Source organism: Pseudoalteromonas shioyasakiensis (genome assembly GCA_013391845.1).
Classification (GTDB): Bacteria; Pseudomonadota; Gammaproteobacteria; order Enterobacterales; family Alteromonadaceae; genus Pseudoalteromonas; species Pseudoalteromonas apostichopi.
In genome coordinates, this window is record CP058414.1 from 1,614,286 (window position 1) to 1,634,463 (window position 20,178).

18 protein-coding genes are annotated in these 20,178 nt (G+C 41.8%); 10 read left to right on the plus strand and 8 right to left on the minus strand.

The window, feature by feature from the left end:
* Positions 1–95: 95 nt before the first annotated feature.
* Genes HYD28_07445 through HYD28_07470 form a run of 6 tightly spaced genes read right to left on the minus strand, consistent with a single transcriptional unit; the run spans position 96 to position 6,941 of the window.
* Positions 96–1,745 carry a protein BatD gene (locus HYD28_07445; GenBank protein QLE08819.1) on the minus strand — a complete coding sequence of 550 codons (1,650 nt, stop codon included), beginning with the start codon at positions 1,743–1,745 and terminating at the stop codon, positions 96–98.
* A complete protein-coding gene (locus HYD28_07450) occupies positions 1,739–3,613 on the minus strand; it encodes a VWA domain-containing protein (GenBank protein QLE08820.1) in 1,875 nt (624 codons plus the stop codon). The genes HYD28_07445 and HYD28_07450 overlap by 7 nt, the downstream gene beginning before the upstream one ends.
* Position 3,614: 1 nt before the next feature.
* Positions 3,615–4,601 (minus strand): VWA domain-containing protein, encoded by a 987-nt coding sequence (locus HYD28_07455; protein ID QLE08821.1) that lies wholly within the window; start codon positions 4,599–4,601, stop codon positions 3,615–3,617.
* On the minus strand, positions 4,594–5,034 hold the full coding sequence (locus HYD28_07460; GenBank protein ID QLE08822.1) for a DUF4381 domain-containing protein: 441 nt from the start codon (positions 5,032–5,034) through the stop codon (positions 4,594–4,596). Before HYD28_07460 ends, HYD28_07455 begins: the two co-directional genes overlap by 8 nt.
* Before the next feature lie 2 nt (positions 5,035–5,036).
* Positions 5,037–5,981, minus strand: a complete 945-nt coding sequence (locus HYD28_07465) for a DUF58 domain-containing protein (GenBank protein ID QLE08823.1) — start codon at positions 5,979–5,981, stop codon at positions 5,037–5,039.
* Positions 5,982–5,984: 3 nt separating this feature from the next.
* The gene (locus tag HYD28_07470) at positions 5,985–6,941 is read right to left on the minus strand and encodes a MoxR family ATPase (GenBank protein QLE08824.1); all 957 of its coding nucleotides are present in this window, start codon (positions 6,939–6,941) and stop codon (positions 5,985–5,987) included.
* A gap of 336 nt (positions 6,942–7,277) precedes the next feature.
* Between HYD28_07470 and fadI the strand changes: the two genes are divergently transcribed.
* The 3 genes from fadI (at position 7,278) to HYD28_07485 (ending at position 11,482) form a co-directional block, all read left to right on the plus strand.
* A complete protein-coding gene (fadI, locus tag HYD28_07475; protein QLE08825.1) occupies positions 7,278–8,588 on the plus strand; it encodes an acetyl-CoA C-acyltransferase FadI in 1,311 nt (436 codons plus the stop codon).
* Positions 8,588–10,813 carry a fatty acid oxidation complex subunit alpha FadJ gene (gene fadJ, locus HYD28_07480; protein QLE08826.1) on the plus strand — a complete coding sequence of 742 codons (2,226 nt, stop codon included), beginning with the start codon at positions 8,588–8,590 and terminating at the stop codon, positions 10,811–10,813. Before fadI ends, fadJ begins: the two co-directional genes overlap by 1 nt.
* 138 nt (positions 10,814–10,951) lie before the next feature.
* On the plus strand, positions 10,952–11,482 hold the full coding sequence (locus HYD28_07485) for a GNAT family N-acetyltransferase (GenBank protein QLE08827.1): 531 nt from the start codon (positions 10,952–10,954) through the stop codon (positions 11,480–11,482).
* Positions 11,483–11,495: 13 nt separating this feature from the next.
* Here HYD28_07485 and HYD28_07490 read toward each other — a convergent pair whose 3' ends face one another.
* Positions 11,496–11,882: an MmcQ/YjbR family DNA-binding protein gene (locus tag HYD28_07490; GenBank protein QLE08828.1), complete on the minus strand. Its 387-nt coding sequence runs from the start codon at positions 11,880–11,882 to the stop codon at positions 11,496–11,498.
* 190 nt (positions 11,883–12,072) lie between these two features.
* Here HYD28_07490 and yeiP point away from each other — a divergent pair, with 190 nt between their 5' ends.
* The 7 genes from yeiP to HYD28_07525 all read left to right on the plus strand — a co-directional run bounded on the left by yeiP (position 12,073) and on the right by HYD28_07525 (position 19,350).
* Positions 12,073–12,645 carry an elongation factor P-like protein YeiP gene (gene yeiP, locus HYD28_07495; GenBank protein QLE08829.1) on the plus strand — a complete coding sequence of 191 codons (573 nt, stop codon included), beginning with the start codon at positions 12,073–12,075 and terminating at the stop codon, positions 12,643–12,645.
* Positions 12,646–12,790: 145 nt separating this feature from the next.
* The gene (locus HYD28_07500; protein ID QLE08830.1) at positions 12,791–13,519 is read left to right on the plus strand and encodes an RDD family protein; all 729 of its coding nucleotides are present in this window, start codon (positions 12,791–12,793) and stop codon (positions 13,517–13,519) included.
* Positions 13,516–14,466 (plus strand): stage II sporulation protein M, encoded by a 951-nt coding sequence (locus tag HYD28_07505; protein ID QLE08831.1) that lies wholly within the window; start codon positions 13,516–13,518, stop codon positions 14,464–14,466. Before HYD28_07500 ends, HYD28_07505 begins: the two co-directional genes overlap by 4 nt.
* Complete coding sequence (locus tag HYD28_07510) at positions 14,456–15,916, plus strand: hypothetical protein (GenBank protein ID QLE08832.1); 1,461 nt, start codon at positions 14,456–14,458, stop codon at positions 15,914–15,916. Before HYD28_07505 ends, HYD28_07510 begins: the two co-directional genes overlap by 11 nt.
* Entirely contained in the window at positions 15,906–17,054 is a 1,149-nt protein-coding gene (locus tag HYD28_07515) for a hypothetical protein (protein QLE08833.1), read from the plus strand. The genes HYD28_07510 and HYD28_07515 overlap by 11 nt, the downstream gene beginning before the upstream one ends.
* Positions 17,051–18,034 carry a MoxR family ATPase gene (locus tag HYD28_07520; GenBank protein ID QLE08834.1) on the plus strand — a complete coding sequence of 328 codons (984 nt, stop codon included), beginning with the start codon at positions 17,051–17,053 and terminating at the stop codon, positions 18,032–18,034. The genes HYD28_07515 and HYD28_07520 overlap by 4 nt, the downstream gene beginning before the upstream one ends.
* Positions 18,031–19,350, plus strand: coding sequence for a DUF58 domain-containing protein (locus HYD28_07525; GenBank protein ID QLE08835.1), 1,320 nt, complete (start codon positions 18,031–18,033; stop codon positions 19,348–19,350). The genes HYD28_07520 and HYD28_07525 overlap by 4 nt, the downstream gene beginning before the upstream one ends.
* A 61-nt stretch (positions 19,351–19,411) precedes the next feature.
* On the opposite strand, the gene HYD28_07530 is transcribed toward HYD28_07525, so the two are convergent.
* Entirely contained in the window at positions 19,412–19,888 is a 477-nt protein-coding gene (locus HYD28_07530; protein ID QLE08836.1) for a DUF4234 domain-containing protein, read from the minus strand.
* Positions 19,889–20,178 lie beyond the last annotated feature (290 nt).

Sequence of the window (20,178 nt, forward strand, 5' to 3'; positions counted from 1 at the left end):
CTATCAGAAAAAATCTTTCTGAGATTATTATTTTTTTCTTAAAAAAACGGCTAATTCAAGATTAGCCGTTTATATTCAATCTATTAGATTAATCGTTAATCGTAAAGATTTTTTAATTCAGTGTCATTACTTGTCGATTGAGTGTGCTTTGTTGCTTGGCTTAGCAAGTTTACAATTAAACTTAAATCAACTTGTTCATCTGCTGAACTATAAAGTTTAGTGCGTAATTTAGCAATTTCATCATTAAGTTGTGTGTTTTTGAGTGATGCGAGTAAATACTCAATGGCCGCTACATTCTTACCTGTGTACTGTTTTGCATAGAGGTTTAATGCGTTATAAAACGCTGAGCTATTGTTCTGTTTTGCAAACAGCTTTAACTCATTTAATGACACGGATGTAACACTCTTAGATAATGCTTTAGGCGTTGATTGTTGAGGGCGCTTTTTAATGTAAAGCACTAAGGTGACTAACCAAAGTCCATAGCCGACAACTGCCACGACAATAAGCCACATTGGCGTCGTGACTTGCGTAACGGTTTGCACATTAGTTGGCGTATGACTCAGCTCATTAGAGCTTGCTGTTTGCGGCTCTGCGATAGCAGGGGCTGTTGGTGTGAGTGGATTTGTACTTGGCACAACTGTTAATGTTCGAGCAGGTATTGTCGCGTAGCTAATACGATTGATTTTGGTATTAAACCAAGGCAGCTTTATTTCAGGCAATGTATAAGTGCCTGGTGTTTGCGGTAATAAAGCATAAGAAGCCGTTTGTTGTGAAATAACACGGCCATCACGTACCAGATGATTACTCTCTTTTTCATCAGGGTAACTTCTAAAACCTTGCACCTGCGGCATATCGATATCAGGAAGTTGCTCTTTAGTAACCCCCAATGCGGTTAAGGTGATAGTTCGAGTGATCGGCGTACCGACTTCCACGGTGTCATCTTTTGGTTGCCATTGCTCATCAAGGTTAACCAATTCACTCGGTAACCAAGCACCTGAGTAGTTTTCTGGAATTGGCTTGATTTCAATATCGACATCTTCGCCCATTGCTGAAACAGCCATTTGTCGGTAATTTTGACGAATACGGCCATTGAATACTGGGGCTGTGATGGTATTCACGCCACTTTTTTGTGGTTGCACTAAATACTCACGGGTGATCACTAAATAGCGTTTTCCATCAATTAACTCATAGTCTTCAGATTGCTTGTTAATTGGAGTTAGCTCAGCGTTTTCCATTTCTGGTGTGGTTAAGTTGCCATCAAGCAGTTCTTTGTTGTTGTCTAAATACAATTTAACCGTATAAACACCGGCTTCTTGCACGTATAAGCTAGTTGGCTTGATGCTTGTTTTAATGAAGGCTTCTTTATTTTGCTCAGAGGTTTGGCTGCGCTTAGCCACCGTTAGCTCAATCGGTTTTGAACTGACACCAGCAACGGTAAAAGCAGGAATGGTATAAGTGCCTTCTTTGCGGGTCATCAGTTTTACAGACCAGTTAGTTTGCTTACTGATTTCACCATTAATAATGTTGGTACGCGAGCTTACACTGGTAGGCCCTACAACAAAGTCTTTTAATAACACTGAAGTGTCGGGTTGTTCGCTGTTAATAGAGTCGTCTGCTGAGATGGTTAAAACAAAAAACTCACCGGCAAGGACTGGGTTTTTATCAACACTTGCCTGTAGCTGGGTGGCAGCCCAAAGCGGCGCTGCCGCGATTAGCAATAAACAACATAATAATCGCATTACCATGATTTTTCGGCTCCTCGTGGACGACGTTGATAGTTTCGTTTTTGTGCTTCTAATTGCATTTTATTTCTTAATAAGATCGCAGGATCATCGGGAACTTTACGCAGCAATTGATTAAGTTGCTGGGCTTTTTCTTTCTCTTCATTAGTCAGCTCAGCAGCTTGTGCCTGCATAGCCTGTTGCTCTGCTTGCTGTTTAGCTTGTTCATCGCTTTGCGATGGCTCTGGCTGGGCATCTTGTTGCTCAGGAGATTGCTCTGGCTTTTGCTCACCTGATTGTGGCGACTTTTCTGATTCAGATTGCATTTCAGGTTTGTTTTGTTGATCACTTTCAGAGTCACTTTGCTCACCTTTTTGATCTGACTGTTCGCCTTGCTCTGAGGGTTGTTGGCCATCTTGCTGCTCACTTTGCTCAGAGTTATCGCCTTGCTGGGAGTTTTCACCCTGTTGCTTTTGCTGGTTATCTTGCTGACCATCGGAGTTTTGTTGATCAGTGTTTTGCTGTTGATCTTGTTGCTGCTGTTGCTCTTGCTGCTGCATTAACTGTTCAACAAGGGCTTGGTTTTCTTTTGCTTCAGTGAAGTCATTTTTAAGCTGTTGGGCTTTCTTATAAGCTTCTATTGCTTGCTCTAGTTCACCTGCCTTTGCAAGGGCATTGCCATAGTTGTACAAACCCGTCGCAGATTTATCTTCACTAAACGCATCCATGGCAGCTTGGTAATTACCTTGCTGATAAAGGGCTGCGCCTTTTAATTGCGTGTTTTCAGCTTGGGCGGCTTGTTCAAATTGATTTTGCTGATAGGCATCGAGAGCGCGTTGGTCTTGGTTTTTAAACACCTCTGGTAACTCGGCGGCGTAAACCTGTTGCTGAGGTAATAGCATAACGAACAAAAAGCCAAGTACTAGGCTGCTTCGGCGAATTAAAAAGAGCGCTAATGGTAGTAAAATAACAAGACCGTATATACCAGCATCAACACGCCATAACGCTTGGCTTTGTTTCTCGTCTTTGAGTACTTCAGCATTGGCTGTTGGGGCAAATGTTTGAATATCTTGATTACTGGTTTGATAAAGTGCAAATTTGCCACCGCTGTTGCGCGCTAAAGCACTTAAGCGACTGATATTTAGCGTCGGAATAACAATCTGTCCTTGCGAATCTTTTAAAAAGCCACCTTCAGGTAACTTAATAGGCGCACCTTGCTCCGTGCCGACGCCATAGACATTCAAGCGATAACTCGACTGAGCGGTAAAGCGACTAATATCTTCTTGATCAAGGCTATCAACCCCATCGGTAACTAAAATAATATCACCATCTAAATAGCCTGCTTGTTTAAGTAAATCGTCGGCTTTTTCTAGGCCTTCAATAACATTTGAACCTTTGCTCGGCATGATATCTGGGCTTAGGCTTGGGATGAGGTTAGCTAAGGTGCTGGCGTCATTGGTTAGCGGTGAAATGGTAAATGCAGAACCTGCATAAGCAACCAATGCCGTATCACCTTCTTTGAAAAGTTCAATCATATCAAGTGCTTTAAAGCGAGCTTGAACTAATCTATTTGGTGCGATGTCGGTACTGAACATTGAGTACGACATATCCATCACAATAACCCGTGCGTTTTTCGCTTGAAACACTGGGACTTGTTTTTTCTCGAAGCTTGGACCTGCTGCAAACACAATGGCTAGCAAGGTAAAAATAGCAACTAGCCAAAGCGGTTGGCTTTGCTTTTTATGATTGTCGCTCATTACAAACTGCGCCAAATGGGGGGCAATTAAATCAGCTGGGGCGTTCTTTTTATTGCGTACTAACAACACACTAAAAATAATCAGTGCGGGGAGCAATAACCAAAGTAGTGCAGGGCGAATAAATTCAAAATCCATACTAGCTCTCCTGCTTAAGTTGGCGAATAAAACTTACTAATATTGTTAAGCTGATTAAGCCTAGCGCCACAAGCAGTGGAATATAAAACAATGAAATTTGTGGACGGAACGTCTGCTCATCGCTACTGATAGGCTCAAGTTTATCGAGCTCCTGATAAATTTGCTGCAAGCCAGCCACATCTTTTGCACGAAAATATAAGCCGCCAGTTTGTTCTGCAATACGTTTTAGTAAGCTTTCATCTAAGTTACCGCCACTCATTCCACCCATATTGAATAAGCTAAAACCACGCGGGTTATCGGAGCCAACACCTATGGTATAAACCTTGATGCCTTCTTCACGTGCTAACAGTAGTGCATCTTCTGGGTCAAGGTTACCTGCGGTGTTTTGACCATCAGTTAATAGCACTACGATACGGTTACTTTCATCTTTGTTAGCAAAGCGTTTTACTGACAAACCTAATGCATCTCCGATAGCTGTTGCTCGACCAACTAGACCGATTTGCGCCTCGCTCAGCATTTGGCTCACGGTTTTAACATCACGCGTAAGAGGTGTTTGTAAAAATGCGGTGTCGCCAAATAAAATGAGACCAAGGCGGTCGCCTTGACGTTGCTCAATAAAGTCACTCAGTACCGCTTTTACCATAGTTAGCCTGTCGACATACTGGTTTTGATAGGCCATATCTTGTTCTGTCATAGAACCAGATAAATCTACTGCAAGCATGATATCGCGGCCTTCATTGGGCAAGGTGATGGGGTCATCAAGCCAAGTCGGGTTTGCGATAGCAATAACTAATAATCCCCATACTGCCCATTCGAGCAAAGATACTTTACGACTATGTTGCTGCACCGCTTGATTATTCAAACCAAGCTTAGCAAAGCCAGGAATACGCAACCGTAATTGCCCTTGTTGCTTTAACGGCATAAAGCGACTTAAAAGCCAAGGTAGGGGTAAAAGCACAAAACACCATGGCCAACTAAACTCAAACATTAATTGGCTCCTTGAGTTTAAAGTTGCGAATGGCACTGCGTAATTTAGCTGCAAGTTCAGCATTATTACTTTGCTGCTGATAAAGCGGCATCAACTCGTCGTAACTAAAGTTATCGCCACTTAGCTTAGATAAATTTTCAGACCACTTTGCCAAAGGCTGAGAGGCAAGTTGACTGCTGTAATAATGACGGGTTAAACGTTTTAAAATAATGTGTAGCTCTTGTGCATCATCATCACTAAGGGTTTTACTTAATTTAATGGCTTGTTTCTTGGCTTTTTTGAACTGTTTGTTTTTATATAAAAGCACTAAGCCGATAATTAATAACGAACCAACTAAGGCGATGATCAGCCACCAAATTGGAGCAAGTGGCCACCATGCAACCTCGGTCGGTGCAATGACATCATGTAAGCCATCTAGCGGATTTTTTTGCATTGTTACTTTCTCACTAATTGCAGCTCAAGTGGAGTGGCTGCACTGAATGAAATTAAACTAAGCCCAGATTTTTGTAGGCGCTTTAACCTATTAGAAAAAGACTCTTCAGCAGATTTAGCGAAGCGCTCGCGAAATTGCTTGTCCATTAATGGTAAAGCAAGATCTTGTCCATTTGCAGACACAGTTACTGTTTGTTTAAAAGCAGGTAACTGATGTTCAAATGGGTCACTAATATGGCAACCAACCAACTCACAGTGTCTGCTCAGCATTTCAAGTTGTTTAAAGCTCGCTTCATCAAGGGCACTAAAATCAGAAACGATATAAACTAGGCTACCGGGTTTAGCCAAATGGTTAAGGCGTTTTAGGTTTTCACTAAATAGGCTGTTGGTTGTTTTGTCGATATTATTGAGCGCTTGGTTGTGAATATCACATAAGTTGTGACAGAGCTTTAACACCGCCTTTTCGCGTGACGTAGGCTTTAATTCGTGATGACTATGTTGATTAAACACCAGACCACCAATGCGGTCACCTCTTTGACACGCCGACCAAGCAACTAATGCGCTAATATGCGCTGCTTGCACCGATTTTAACAGTAACTTTGAGCCAAACAGCATCGAGTTAGAAAAGTCGGTAAATACAAAAACAGGGCGTTCTTTTTCTTCTTGAAACAGTTTAGTGTGGGTTTCGCCTGTACGGGCGGTAACACGCCAGTCGATAGAGCGTATGTCATCACCAGCTTGATAATGACGCACTTCAGCAAACTCCATCCCGCGACCTTTATGTGGCGCAAGGTATTGCCCAGCTAAACTGTTTTTGATTTTTACTTTGGGCGCAAGTTCTAGTAAACGAGCTTTGGCTTTGTAATACATCAACTCTTTGAGTGATAAATTGACGCCTTGACTATGGCTCGTTGCTAACCACGCCGCTGTATCAAATTGGCTCGACATAGCTTATGGCACTGCTACCAATTCTAAAATACGGCTGATCACGTCATCTTTACTGATGCCATCGGCCTGCGCTTCGTAGCTTAAAATGATACGGTGACGTAACACATTATGCAGCACCGCTTGGATATCATCTGGGGCTACAAAATCACGGCCTTCAAGCCAAGCATGAGCTCGTGCGCATTTATCAAGGGCAATGGTTGCACGCGGGCTTGCGCCATATTCAATCCAGCGGCCAAGTTGCTCATCAAGCTCTGAAGCTTCACGGGTTGCAACAATTAATTGCACTAGGTACTTTTCAAGTGGCTCAGCTAAGTACAAGCCTAAAATAGCTTTACGCGCAGCAAAAAGTTCACTTTGACTAATTTGTTGTGTCTCTGCTTGCTTATCAGAAATAGCCTCGCCACGGGTTAGGCGTAGGATATCTAATTCGTGTTCAGCACCCGGGTAATCAATGCTCAAATGCAATAAGAAGCGGTCAAGCTGTGCTTCTGGTAGTGGATAAGTGCCTTCTTGCTCTAGCGGGTTTTGGGTTGCCATAACCATAAATAGATCAGACAGTGGATAAGTGTTTTTACCAACCGTTACTTGGCGTTCAGCCATGGCTTCGAGTAGCGCAGATTGTACTTTAGCAGGGGCACGGTTAATTTCGTCAGCCAAAATTAGGTTATGAAATAACGGTCCTTTTTCAAATACAAATTCACTGGTTTGCTGACGATATATATCGGTACCTGTGACATCCGCAGGTAATAAGTCTGGGGTAAACTGAACACGTTGGAAGCTACCTTCAACCCCTTTTGCTAAGGCATTGACTGCACGGGTCTTTGCAAGACCTGGAGGGCCTTCTACTAATAAATGGCCATCTGCCAAAATCGCGATTAACAGTGCTTGGGTTAATTGTGGTTGGCCGATAATTTGCGTGTCTAAGTATGATTTTAATTGTGAAAATGCGTTAACTGCCATAATAAAAAGACTGTCCTAAAAGCGTGAGTCAAAAATTGTTTTTGCTATGCGCCAATGCGTTATATTCAGTACCGATAAATTCTTTACGCGGTACCGTGGTGGGGCGCTATTAACAAGTTATAAGGATTCAAAAGTTATAACACAAGTGTTAGACACAAAATCCTCAAATAGTTCGTTATTTTTTAAGGATTTTTAGCCTACCATATAAATACAGTGTTTTTTTGTAAATAGGCCAAAAAAAGCCTATGGTTGAAAACTTAATATTGGCATTCGTACACGGGTTGTTTTAGAATCAGGAAAAACAAACAGGTCAGACCTGTCAGCGGGAGAGCATAAATGTCTGAGCAAAATATACTTAAAACAGCAAAAGGCGATCGTATCGCTATCGTTAGCGGCCTGCGAACGCCATTCGCAAAGCAAGCCACAGCATTTCATCATGTACCAGCCCTTGATATGGGTAAGTTAGTTGTCAACGAAATGCTTGAACGACTTAACTTTAATAAATCTGAAATTGATCAACTTGTATTTGGTCAAGTAGTGCAAATGCCAGAAGCCCCAAATATTGCCCGTGAAATCGTATTAGGTACGGGCATGCCTGTTTCTGTTGATGCTTATTCTGTTTCGCGTGCGTGTGCGACAAGTTTCCAAGCCATTGCTAACGTAGCCGAGTCAATTATGGCAGGCTCAGTGCAAGTGGGTATCGCTGGTGGTGCTGACTCATCGTCTGTATTACCTATTGGTGTCAGCAAAAAATTAGCGGGTAGCCTTGTTGATTTAAACAAAGCACGCACGCTTGGTCAGCGATTAAAGATTTTCTCAAAACTACGTCTAAAAGATTTACTTCCTGTGCCGCCAGCGGTAGCTGAGTACTCTACAGGCTTATCTATGGGTCAAACGGCAGAGCAAATGGCTAAAACGCATAGTATTAGCCGTGAAGACCAAGATGCTTTAGCACATCGTTCTCATACTCTTGCAAGCCAAGCATGGGCTGATGGCAAACTTAAAGACGAAGTGATGACTGCGCATGTAGCGCCTTATAAGAGTTTTATTGAGCAAGATAATAACATTCGCCATAACTCGACTGTTGAAGGCTATGCGAAATTAAAACCAGTATTTGACCGTCAACACGGTTCAGTTACAGCCGCTAATGCTACGCCACTAACTGATGGTGCTGCTGCGGTATTAATGATGAGTGAAAGTAAAGCAAAAGCATTGGGTTACAATATCTTAGGTTATGTACGTAGCTTTGCTTTCTCGGCAATCGGTGTCCATGAGGACATGCTAATGGGTCCGGCTCACTCTACGCCAATTGCTCTTGACCGTGCAGGTATTACATTAGCAGATTTAGATTTAATCGAAATGCACGAAGCATTTGCAGCGCAAACACTGGCTAATATGAAGATGTTTGCGTCAGACAAATTTGCACAAGAAAAGCTTGGTCGCAGTAAAGCGATCGGCGAAATTAACATGGACAAGTTCAATGTATTAGGTGGCTCACTAGCATACGGTCACCCATTTGCGGCAACAGGTGCACGCCTGATCACGCAAAGCTTAAATGAACTTAATCGTCGCGGTGGCGGCTTAGCGCTTACGACTGCGTGTGCAGCGGGTGGCTTAGGCGCAGCCTTTGTATTGGAGAGTGCGTAATGACAGATTCAGTATTTAGTTTATCAGTGGCTGATGACGGCGTAGCCGTTGTAACCATTGATGTGCCGGGTGAGAAAATGAACACCCTGCGCAGCAGTTTCGCAGAAGATTTAAAAACCTTACTCAAAGACGCACAAGCGCAAGCTGTAAAAGGTATGGTATTTATTAGTGGTAAAAGCGATAACTTTATCGCTGGTGCTGATATTAAAATGCTTGATAGCGCGAATAGCCGTGAAGATGCATTAGCGTTAAGCGAAATGTGCCAACAAGCCTTTTTCGATATGAAAAAGCTACCTTTCCCAACAGTAAGTGCTATTCATGGTGCAGCGTTAGGCGGTGGTTTAGAGTTTGCTTTAGCATGTGATTATCGAGTGTGTTCTGACAGCGATATCACTAAGCTTGGTTTGCCAGAAGTACAGTTAGGCTTATTACCTGGTGGTGGCGGTACTCAACGTTTACCAAAATTAGTTGGCTTGCAAAAAGCACTTGAGTGGATGCTTACAGGTAAGCAAGTGCGTGCTAAGCAAGCGAAGAAAACAGGCTTAGTAAATGACTGTGTACCACACAGTGTATTACTTGACGTTGCTAAAGAGTTTGCTCTGAAAGGTAAGGCGAAGGCTACTAAACCTAAGCTAGACCGTTTGAGTCAATTACTTGAGTCAAACCCATTTGGTCGCAATATTATTTTCAAAAAAGCACAAGAAAACGTGCTGAAGAAAACAGGCGGTCACTACCCAGCACCTTTAGCCATTATTAAAGCGGTTCGTGCAAGTGTTGAGCTTGATCAGTTAAAAGCATACAAAACTGAAGCAGAAGGCTTTGCCACGCTGGTAATGAGTGATGAGTCAAAAGCATTGCGCGGTATTTTCTTTGCAACCACTGAAATGAAAAAAGAGTGGCGTAATGATGATGCACCAGCAATCGCTAAAGCGGCAGTATTAGGTGGCGGCCTCATGGGCGCGGGTATTGCCCATGTTAGTGCTGTAAAAGCGGGTGTTCCAGTGCGCATTAAAGATGTGGCTGAAAAGGGCATCAGCAATGCAATGAACTACAGCTATAAGATTTTAGATAAAAAGCAAAAGCGTCGTATTTTATCTAAAGCTGATTTACAACAAACCATGAACCGCATTACCGGTACAACCGATTACAGCGGTTTTAAACACATTGATATCGTTATCGAAGCAGTGTTTGAAGATCTTGCTTTAAAGCAAGGTATGGTGGCTGATGTTGAACGTGAATGCCAAGACAACACTATTTTTGCAAGTAATACCTCATCATTACCGATTGCACAAATCGCTGCTGATGCAGCACGCCCAGAAAATGTAATTGGTCTGCATTACTTCTCTCCAGTTGAAAAGATGCCACTTGTTGAGATCATTCCACACGCCGGTACGTCTGAAGAAACTATCGCACGCGTTGTTAACTTTGCCCGTAAGCAAGGTAAAACCCCGATTGTGGTTAAAGACATGGCTGGTTTTTATGTAAACCGTATCTTAGCGCCTTATGTTAATGAAGCGGCTAATTTACTGCTTGCAGGTGAGCCAATTGAAAAGATTGACCAAGCATTGGTTGAGTTTGGTTTCCCGGTAGGGCCTTTAGCGTTACTTGATGAAGTAGGGATTGATATAGGTTCTAAAATTGCGCCAATCCTTGAAAAAGAGTTGGGCGAGCGCTTTAAAGCACCTGACGCCTTTAATCGCTTAATCGATTCTAAGCGTTTAGGTCGTAAGACTGGCCGTGGTTTTTACCTTTACGACAAGAAAGATAAAAAAGTGGATGAGTCAGTATACGAGCTACTTGGTGTTACGCCATCACCTCGTTTAAACAAGAGCGAAATTGCTAAACGTTGTGTTGCGCAAATGCTTAACGAAGCGGTACGCTGTTTAGATGATGGCATTATTGCAAGCCCGCGTGACGGTGATATTGGTGCTATTTTTGGTATCGGTTTCCCACCATTCTTAGGCGGTCCATTTAGCTATATGGATAAACTGGGTGCAGCACAAGTGAGCTCAGAAATGGCGACTTTTGCTAACTACAACCCTATTTTCACACCTTGCGATACGTTAAAAGCAATGGCTGAAAAGGGGGGGCGTTTTTACCAAGCAGAAAGCGAAGAGCTGGCAATAGCTGAAGCTACGCCTGTCGATCCGGTTGAAGTAACCAAAGAAGTGGTTGAAGACGAGCAAGCGTCAGAAGAAGCTAATACAGAAACGACTAAAAGCTAATTCTTTAAATTAATTAGTTAATTTTAAAAGCCCTGCTTATTGAGCGGGGCTTTTTACTTATATATTGGCCATAAGTGGTATTTAATTCTCGAAATCAGTTTGTTATAACTAGGTTTATTTACTAAGCGATTAATCACCATGACTCTCACCACTTCGCGATTAACACTACGGCTGTTAAATGCCGATGACTGGCCATTGTTTTATACTTTGCATAATGATGCCCAAGTGATAGAGAAATGCTTCGATAAGCCCTCAGAGGCGCAGCTACGAGCAAAGTTTAATGAACGCTTAAAGCCTTGGCAGCCAAATTCGAATTCACCACTGTGCTTAGTTATTGTTGAAACCAGTACAGGTAAAGAGGTGGGTGTAACTGGGTTTACTTCATCAACAGTGCCTGATAGTCAAGAAGTCGGTTATTTGCTGCTGCCTAATTTTCATGGTCGTGGCTATGCCACAGAGTCTTTGCAAGCAGTGCTTGATTACGCCAAATCAGAACATGCTGTGCGGGAATTTAAAGCGGTTGTCACCGAAGGTAATATCGGTTCAGAAAAAGTACTTGAGAAATGTGGTTTTCAGTTAGTCGATAAGCAGCTAGATGCGTATGCTATTGGCGGTGTTTTGTATACCGATCATCATTTTTATTTAGGTTGCACTGATCACAGAGCGTGATCAGTGCGCAATTTTACAGATGAAGCTCAATCGCTTTTCTGTCTTTTTCTGGCATATTCGCAACCACTAAATCAAACGAATTATCAATCATCCGCTCAATCTCTCCTTGTGGTACGGTACCATCTAAAATAACCGTATTCCATAAACGTTTGTTCATGTGATAACCCGGGATCACCGACGGGAAAATATCACGCAATGCTTGGGCTTCATCTGGCTCGCATTTCAGATTTAGCCACCATACAAGATTACCTTCATCGTCTGTTTGGCCTTCTTTGCCCTCAGCAAGGGTGGCAAACATTTTATGATTCACCTTGTAAACGTCGACATCTTGGCCAAATGGTTGGGTGATCATCACCAATGGCTTTTTCATTAAATATTCGTGTACTGTGTGTTGATTCATGATCCAATCCTTGAAGTCATTTTTCGTAGTTATAAACATAGCAGCTTTTTCTTAGTTTTGAGACAACTAATATTATAATTTGCTGAAAAATCGAATAAATAACGGCTGTGAGTTAAAACTGCAAATTTTTATTGAACAATAGCCATTACGTGGTAAATTTCTGTCAACAAAAAACGATAGGAATACACCCATGCCTAAGGCAAGTGAAGTTAAAAAAGGCGCCGCTATCGAGCATAACGGCCGTGTTTTAGTAGTTAAAGATATTCAACGTTCTGTACCACAAGGTCGTGCTGGTGGCAGTTTATACCGTATGCGTTTATACGATGTGGTAACTGGTGGCAAAGTTGATGAAACATTCAAAGACAGCGACATGCTAAAGCTTGCTGATCTCATTCGTCGTGAAGCAATGTTCTCTTACATTGACGGTGAAGAGTATGTATTCATGGATAATGAAGACTACACGCCTTATAACTTAAATAAAGAAGCGATTAGCGAAGAGATTTTATTCGTAAATGAAGAAACTCAAGGTCTTCACGTAATTGTAATCGATGGCGCTCCGGTTGGCTTAGATTTGCCATCAAGTGTTGAGCTTGTTGTTGAAGAAACCGATCCTTCAATTAAGGGTGCTTCAGCAAGTGCACGTTCAAAGCCTGCACGTTTGACAACCGGTTTAACGATTCAGGTACCTGAGCATATTTCTACAGGCGATCGCATTCGTATCAACACGGTTGAACATAAGTTTATGGGCCGCGCAGAAAAATAACTTTGTGGCTCTTCAAAAACCGGCTTTTAGCCGGTTTTTTTGTTTTATTTGTAAGGCGCTTATAACAAAATGCATTGAAAAAGGGACTAAAAACGCGCATTATTATTGGCTTACGAAAACAACAATAAATACCAGTAGTAGATTAATGTTGAACCACGGATTGGAAAACAGAGAATACATCAAACTCCCCGAAGGCGTTAATATCGCTATCACTCCTGCAGGTGTTGTCGCCCGAAGCTATGCCTACACCATCGATTTTATTATCCGTAGTTTGGTTTTACTTGCTGTAGGCACTGTACTTGCCTTTTTTGGCGATGCAGGGCAAGGACTTATATTAATTGCTTACTTTTTAATTTCATGGGGCTATAACATCCTGTTTGAAATGGAAAGTGGCCAAACCCCAGGTAAAAAACGACTTAATATTCGTGTTGTGCAAGACAATGGCTTACCAGCGAGCTTTTCGCAAATAGTTGTGCGTAACTTGCTACGCCCCGCAGATATGCTACCGATAGGCTATTTTTTGGGCCTTGTAGTTATGTTGTTTAACAACCGCTTTAAACGCATTGGTGATTGGGCGGCAGGCACCATGGTTATTTACGACGATGAGTTCGCAGAGCGGCCTGAAATAGCTCAAGGTGAAGTGCATATTCCTTCAATTAGCTTAACTACCGAAGAGCAATTAGCTGTACTTGCTTTTGCTGAGCGCCATGGTGAATTATCTGATGCAAGGCGTCGTGAGTTGGCAGCTATTTTAGCTGCACCGTTTTCTACAGCAGAGCACGAGATTGAAGCGCAGCTCGTTAGTTACGCACGCCACTTCGCTGGGCAAGTTCAACACGATAACGATTACCCGCAGCAGGAGGGTAAACAATGAAGCAAACTCAATTTGTAAAATCAAATAGCGTAAGTTGGGATGAGTTCGAAGCCCTTTGTGAGCAAAATAATGCTGAGTCTTTACCTGTTAATTTTCCTAATTTATATCGCAAAGTTTGTAATGATTTAGCCATTGCCCAAAGTCGTCAATACAGCCCTGTGTTGATTGAGCAAATAAATAGGCTTGTGCAGTTAGGGCAAAAGCGCCTTTATTTGTCTCGAAGCAATCAATTCTCTGAAATATGGCATGTGGCGCGAACTGCATTTCCACGCGCACTGTATGAAAACCGTTTAATGCTGGCTGTAAACTTAATCGCGTTTTGGGGATTGGCCCTTATCGCTTTTATTTGGGTGACAATTGACCCTGATGCCGTTTATACATTTTTAGGGCAAGGCACAGTGCTTAATATCGAACAAATGTATAACCCCAGTGGCAGCGTTCAATCGGCTGAGCGCGGTGCACCGCAAGACTTAATGATGTTCGGTGTCTACATTTACAATAACATAGGAATTGCATTTCAGATGTTTGCAGGTGGTGTGCTGTTCTGTGTTGGCGCTGCTTTTTTCCTATTATTTAATAGTTTTTACTTTGGTGCAGTTGCTGCTCATATTGTTAATGTAGGTTTTGAAGGGCCATTTTTTTCGTTTGTTATCACTCATGGCTCGTTTGAGTTGACTGCTATCATCATTGCCTCAGCTGCAGGATGTCAGATTGGTTACGGCATATTAAGCCCTGGGCAGTATACCCGTGCATATGCAATGAAACAGGCTGCACAAAAGGCACTTCCGCTCATTGTTGGTGCTTTTTTAATGTTAGTAATTGCTGCTTTTATTGAAGCGTTTTGGTCACCTCGTGATATTGCTTACGAAATTAAATATATAGTTGGCAGCGGCTGTTGGTGTTATGTCATTTTCCGTTTGTACAAGGGAATGCGCTATGGAGCTTAATCGTCTTAGCTTCACACCCCGCAAGCGCAGTGCTTACGAGACCTTTGATTTAACTGTGTTGTTAGTTAAGCAGCATATTGTGGCGCTGATCACTTTGTATTTGATGATGGCTGTTCCAGTATTTTTAATTGTCGGCTTTTTATTAAATTGGGGCATAGGCGGATTTGTTGTTTGGTGGCTTAAACCTGTATTTGAACGACCTTTACTCGATTACATGTCAAAGGCGGTATTCAATCAACCGGTCAAAATAAGTAGTAGCTTAAAGTCACTTAAACAGTTAAAAGTTGCCGATATGCTAGCGCATTTAACCATTTTCAGGCTTAGCCCAAATAGAGCATTTTTAGCGCCCGTTGAGCAACTTGAGCGGCTATCAGGCGAGCGAAAAACAAAGCGCAAGCAGGTTTTATTTGCCTCAACGAAGCCAAAGCAAACGTTGTGGATGCTATTTTGTGTGCATTTTGAGTTTATCTTATTAATGGGGATTTCTGCGCTGACAATTGCACTTGTGCCCCATTCATTTTCAGCACAAGAAGCCATGTATCAAATTTTCGAAGCGCCAATCTGGGTTGAGATAGCGTTTAATTTTATATACATCCTTAGTATTTCCTTAGTGGCGCCGCTTTTCGTCACTGGCGGTTTCCTTGCTTATTTACATCGCCGTGTTGAACTTGAGGGCTGGGATATAGAGCTCGCATTCAAAAACATTCGTACCCGCCTTGCAGGCGTAGTCAGTGCTGTAGCACTACTTATACTTACAACGTTCACGCTGCAACCATCAACTAGCTATGCAGAGCAAATCGATAAGCAAGCGGTAAAAGAGCAAGTTACAGCTCTTTATAATGAGCCTAATGTCATTGAAACTGAGACTACCTGGCTGCCAAATATTGAAGCGAAAGCGAGTTCATCAGATAGTGATTGGTCGTGGCTTATCGATGTGTTTACAGCCATTGGTCAGATGTTTGGTATGTTGGTTTGGGTATTGGTAGGTTTATTAGTCATTTGGCTAGTTTATTACCTGATGCAAAAGCGCGGTTTTTTTGCCAATTTAAGCTTGCCTGAGCGTAGTAAAGTGAATGAAGAGTCGGTGATCCCGACCTTATTTGCAGAAATTAAAAGTAAAGATTTACCTACTGATTTAATTGCCGCTGCAAAGCAATGCTTTGAGCAAGGTCAGCATCGCTTGGCGCTAGCGTACTTGCTTCATCATGCGCTGACTTGGGCGCAGCAGCGACATGAAGTTCGCTTGCACCGCTCGATGACTGAGCGCGAATGTAAAGGTGCAATTGATGCAAAGGTACCTAGCCAAGGGCAAGCGATTTTTGCCCGCTTATTTTCTGCATGGGTCACAGTTGCTTGGGGCCATAAAACCCCTGATATCGACTTTATCGAGCTGACTGAGCAAATTACAGCAATGACAGCAGAGACTAAGGAGCAAGCCCGTGAAGCTTAAATATGTGCTGATTGCGGCGCTAGTGGTGTTTAGCATATTTGCTATTGCTGGTATTGCTTCTTTAGATTGGCAGAAAAAAGAAATCGAAATTGGTTTTCATAGTGATGTGGCAAAAGACAATTTCACGATGGCTCAACGACTACTCAAAGCCAATGGCATCGATTGGCAGAAGAATAAGCGCTTGGTAGAACAAGTACAAAGTGATGAGTTAAACATAGACCCGCAAAGTATCTTAATTTTGGATGAAGCAGTGCTTGCTGATTCTTACCAGTTAGATGTACAACTTGCTGATTGGGTCGCTGATGGCGGGCGTTTAATTTATGTATTAAATAGGCAACGCGATGAACTGGCGATTGATAACACGGTGTTTTTTAGTCAGCTTGGCATCAATGTGCAAAGCCAAGAAGATGTCTTTGAATATGACTTTGCGATGCTTAAAGAAGGGAATAAAAACAGTACGCTATCTATCGATGAAAACACTCAGCTCGATCTTGAGTTAAGTCGCGCGTTTTATATAGAAAATTGCCCCGGTGTTAGCACCAATAGTGAAAATAGTGACACCCTGATGTGTGACTTTGCATTTGGTCAAGGTCGGGTCATCGTTATGCCGTCACTGTTACCTTTTACCAATTACCGACTTCGCCATCTTGATCATGGCAGCTTATTACTTTGGCTAAGTAAAGGAGCTGATAAAGTCACTTATGTACCTTACCTAACTTACCCAAATTGGTTTGCCAAATTATGGCACTGGAGCTGGCAATTTGTGGTGACGTTGCTGTTATTAATTGTGCTTGCAGTGTGGCATATAAGTAGTCGCATTGGCCGCTCTTATACTCCTGAATTCGATATAAAAACTAGCTTTAATCAGCATATTCGTGCAGTAGCAAATTTCTATACAGAGCATGGTCACGAAGCCGTATTATTTACCGCACTAGAAAAAGATTTTTACGCCAAAGTAGAGTCGCGAGTGCCTAACTTTAAAATGCTCAGTGCTGAAAAACAGGCGCAGATCATCGCTAATTTAACTCATTTTGAAAAACAACATGTGGCTCAGTTACTTGCTAGCAAGTTGCCTGAGTCAAAAGAACAACGAACAGAATATATAAAACGATTCAAACAATTAAGGAATGCCTTATGAGCACGGAATTGGATACTAATCGCATGAGCTTAATTGAGGCAGCTGATGCAGTAAAACAAGTAAAGCATAACATTTCACGTGTGTTAGTTGGTCAAGATGCCATTGTTGAAGATGTACTTACCGTTCTATTTGCGGGTGGTCATGTGTTACTTGAAGGGGTTCCTGGACTTGGTAAAACGCTACTGGTTAGAGCCCTAGCAAAGAGCTTAAATGTAGATTTCTCGCGAGTGCAGTTTACGCCGGATCTAATGCCGTCAGATGTTGTTGGTCATAGTTTGTATGATATGAAATCAGGTGAATTTAATATCAAAAAAGGCCCAGCATTTACTAATATTTTGCTGGCTGATGAAATTAACCGTGCACCAGCTAAAACGCAATCAGCACTACTTGAGGTAATGCAAGAGCAACAAATCACCATTGATGGTGAGTCATTATCTATTGATTCACCGTTTATGGTACTCGCTACTCAAAACCCGTTAGATCAAGAAGGGACTTACCCACTGCCAGAGGCTGAATTAGACCGCTTTATGATGAAGGTCGAGCTTGGTTTTCCTTCACATGAATCGGAAGTTGAGCTTTTAAAACTGAATACACAAATAGTTTCTAATGAAACCAAAGTAGAGCAGCTCCCTACAGTATTGGATGCTAAGCGTATTGCTGAAATTAAACAGCTTTGTGCAGATATCTTAGTGGACGAACAAATACTTAATTATGCTGTTGATATTGTGCGAAGTTCACGAACTTGGCAGGGTGTGCTGCACGGCGCAGGGTTACGGGCCTCAATTAACATCATTAAAGCTGCAAAAGTAATGGCATTGATGAATGGCCGTGACTTTGTAACCCCAGATGACGTGAAGTCAGTGTCAGTGAATATTTTAAGGCACCGTTTAATTTTATCCGCTGATCTGGAGCTTGAAGGGGTATCATTTGATGAAGTGATCAGTGCCATTTTAGCCAGTGTTGAAGCGCCGCGCTCATGAATCGCATCAAGCATAGACCTGCAAAACGCTTAGTACAATTAACAGCTTTGCTGCTGTTATTGTTGCTTGTCTGTGCTATTGCATCGGTTGACAGCTTAGTGCTAACGGCCTTGTTATTAGTGCCCTTATTGGTGGTATTTGTAGATTATATGGCAGCGAAGTCAGAGCCTTTACTTGAAGTGAGTGCACAAACTAATCTCAACATGGCCTTATATCGACGCCAAGCATTAAATGTAGTCATTAAAAATAAAGCTAAGCATGCGACTATGTTAGATGTTAGTGTTCATTTAAGTAATGCGATTGAGCTGCAAAAACCACAGCAAACTGTGTTTATTGATGCGATGCAACAAGCTAAGCAGAGCTTTAATTTACGTGCTCACAAACGAGGCGATGCAGAGATTAGTGCGATTGAGCTTAGAGTTGGGTCCGCACTGGGTCTTTGGCAAACAAACTGGTTAACTGCTCAAGCTATCCAATTAAAGGTTTACCCAGATTTTAGCCGTGTTACTTCAAAGCAGCATTTAAATGGGGTGGTGAATAAGCCAATTTCAGGTTTAAAACTCTCTAAAAAGCGCGGTGATGGTATTGAGTTTCAGCAGTTACGTGAATATCGCCAAGGTGATAGCGTCAGGCAGATTGATTGGCAGGCGACTAGTAAGCGTCGAAAACTCATTTCTCGTGAGTATCAAGAAGAACAAAACCAACACGTCATAGTGATGCTAGACGCCTCTAAAAAAATGGCCATAGAAGCCAATGAAGGCAGTCACTTTGATCATGCTTTAAATGCATTATTATTGCTGTCACACACGGTTTTAAAGCAAGGTGACTGGTTTAGCATGCAAAGCTTTAACCAAAATTTGCGTTGGTTACCCGATGTAAAAGGCGCACAAAATGTATCAAGGGTGATGAATCACTTTTATGATCTATACCCAGATAAAAGCAGTAGTGACTATTTAGTGGCTGTGAACCAATTAATTGCCAAGCGCAGTAAACGCTCTCTAGTTTTATTAGTCACCACGCTCGATGAGCAAAGTATTGATGAATTAATGCCTGCAATTAAGCTATTACAAAAGCATCACTTAGTCGCACTTATTAATATTAACAATCGTGCAGTGAATGAAGTACTCGAAGAGCCTATAGAAAAGTACGAAGATGCAACCAGCTATTGTGCAGCATTAGCACTATTAAATTCACACAAAGCCAATATGGCTAAGCTTAAAAAACAAGGGGTGATAGCCATAGACTGTAACCCTGAGCAGCTACTACCGCATGTGCTTAACACCTATTTAAATGTGAAGCACTCAGGGGCATTGTAATACCAACCGGCAATAAAAAAGGCATTGAATTCAATGCCTTTTTTATTAGATAACGAAATGGTTATTTCTGATTATCAATAGCTTCATTAATTTTGTATTGGAAATAAATAGCATAAAAGAAAAATGTAAGTATGCCACTTAAGTGCACAGGTTCATTGCTGCCTTCATTAATAAGCTCTTGAAGTGAAGTTCTTAACGAGAAAATGAATACTAGACCAACAATAAAAGTAATGATTGAAAAGATAGAAGATATTACTTCTGGAATAGCTGTAAATGCTAAAGCAAAGTTGATTACATAAAGTACAATATAACCATAAACTAAGTTTTGGTTTACTTTATGTTTAGCAAGCATGTTTGCCTTATTTGTTCGGCTTACAAGCCAATATATTGAGTAAATTCCCAATGTGATAAGACTTAAAAAAAACACGCCCCAAGCTGAGAAACGATCAAAATTCAAAATTGGTTTATTTCCGCCATTATTTTGTTGAGTAAGTTCGGCTTCTGGCGCTGCATAAATGTTAGCTGATTCTTCAGACATAACGATTCCTCATGATTATTTTTGTATATTCCTTTGTGCTAACCGCACGTCCCTATAATAGCAAAATGGTTGGTTTTTGTACATTGTTTCAATAACCTAGATGACAAAGCTAAAGAGTATTAAAGCGAGCATAAATAGGCCTTATAGAGGCTATAGCATGCGTGAAGTTTCAATGCTTGATGAAATTATGTACACTGCCGCTGATTTTAATGAGGTGCTTTGTGCTATTTATATTTTTGAGCTGTATTTTTATAGTGGTTATGTATTTAGAGTCTCTTTCTAAAGGGATG

Coding starts and splice junctions, on each gene's coding strand:
- fadI (QLE08825.1), top strand. CDS start 7,278: ATGTCTGAGCAAAATATACTTAAAACAGCAAAAGGCGATCGTATCGCT.
- HYD28_07470 (QLE08824.1), bottom strand. CDS start 6,941: ATGGCAGTTAACGCATTTTCACAATTAAAATCATACTTAGACACGCAA.
- yeiP (QLE08829.1), top strand. CDS start 12,073: ATGCCTAAGGCAAGTGAAGTTAAAAAAGGCGCCGCTATCGAGCATAAC.
- HYD28_07450 (QLE08820.1), bottom strand. CDS start 3,613: ATGGATTTTGAATTTATTCGCCCTGCACTACTTTGGTTATTGCTCCCC.
- HYD28_07530 (QLE08836.1), bottom strand. CDS start 19,888: ATGTCTGAAGAATCAGCTAACATTTATGCAGCGCCAGAAGCCGAACTT.
- HYD28_07490 (QLE08828.1), bottom strand. CDS start 11,882: ATGAATCAACACACAGTACACGAATATTTAATGAAAAAGCCATTGGTG.
- HYD28_07455 (QLE08821.1), bottom strand. CDS start 4,601: ATGTTTGAGTTTAGTTGGCCATGGTGTTTTGTGCTTTTACCCCTACCT.
- HYD28_07465 (QLE08823.1), bottom strand. CDS start 5,981: ATGTCGAGCCAATTTGATACAGCGGCGTGGTTAGCAACGAGCCATAGT.
- HYD28_07520 (QLE08834.1), top strand. CDS start 17,051: ATGAGCACGGAATTGGATACTAATCGCATGAGCTTAATTGAGGCAGCT.
- HYD28_07445 (QLE08819.1), bottom strand. CDS start 1,745: ATGGTAATGCGATTATTATGTTGTTTATTGCTAATCGCGGCAGCGCCG.
- HYD28_07525 (QLE08835.1), top strand. CDS start 18,031: ATGAATCGCATCAAGCATAGACCTGCAAAACGCTTAGTACAATTAACA.
- HYD28_07485 (QLE08827.1), top strand. CDS start 10,952: ATGACTCTCACCACTTCGCGATTAACACTACGGCTGTTAAATGCCGAT.
- HYD28_07500 (QLE08830.1), top strand. CDS start 12,791: ATGTTGAACCACGGATTGGAAAACAGAGAATACATCAAACTCCCCGAA.
- HYD28_07510 (QLE08832.1), top strand. CDS start 14,456: ATGGAGCTTAATCGTCTTAGCTTCACACCCCGCAAGCGCAGTGCTTAC.
- HYD28_07460 (QLE08822.1), bottom strand. CDS start 5,034: ATGCAAAAAAATCCGCTAGATGGCTTACATGATGTCATTGCACCGACC.
- HYD28_07505 (QLE08831.1), top strand. CDS start 13,516: ATGAAGCAAACTCAATTTGTAAAATCAAATAGCGTAAGTTGGGATGAG.
- fadJ (QLE08826.1), top strand. CDS start 8,588: ATGACAGATTCAGTATTTAGTTTATCAGTGGCTGATGACGGCGTAGCC.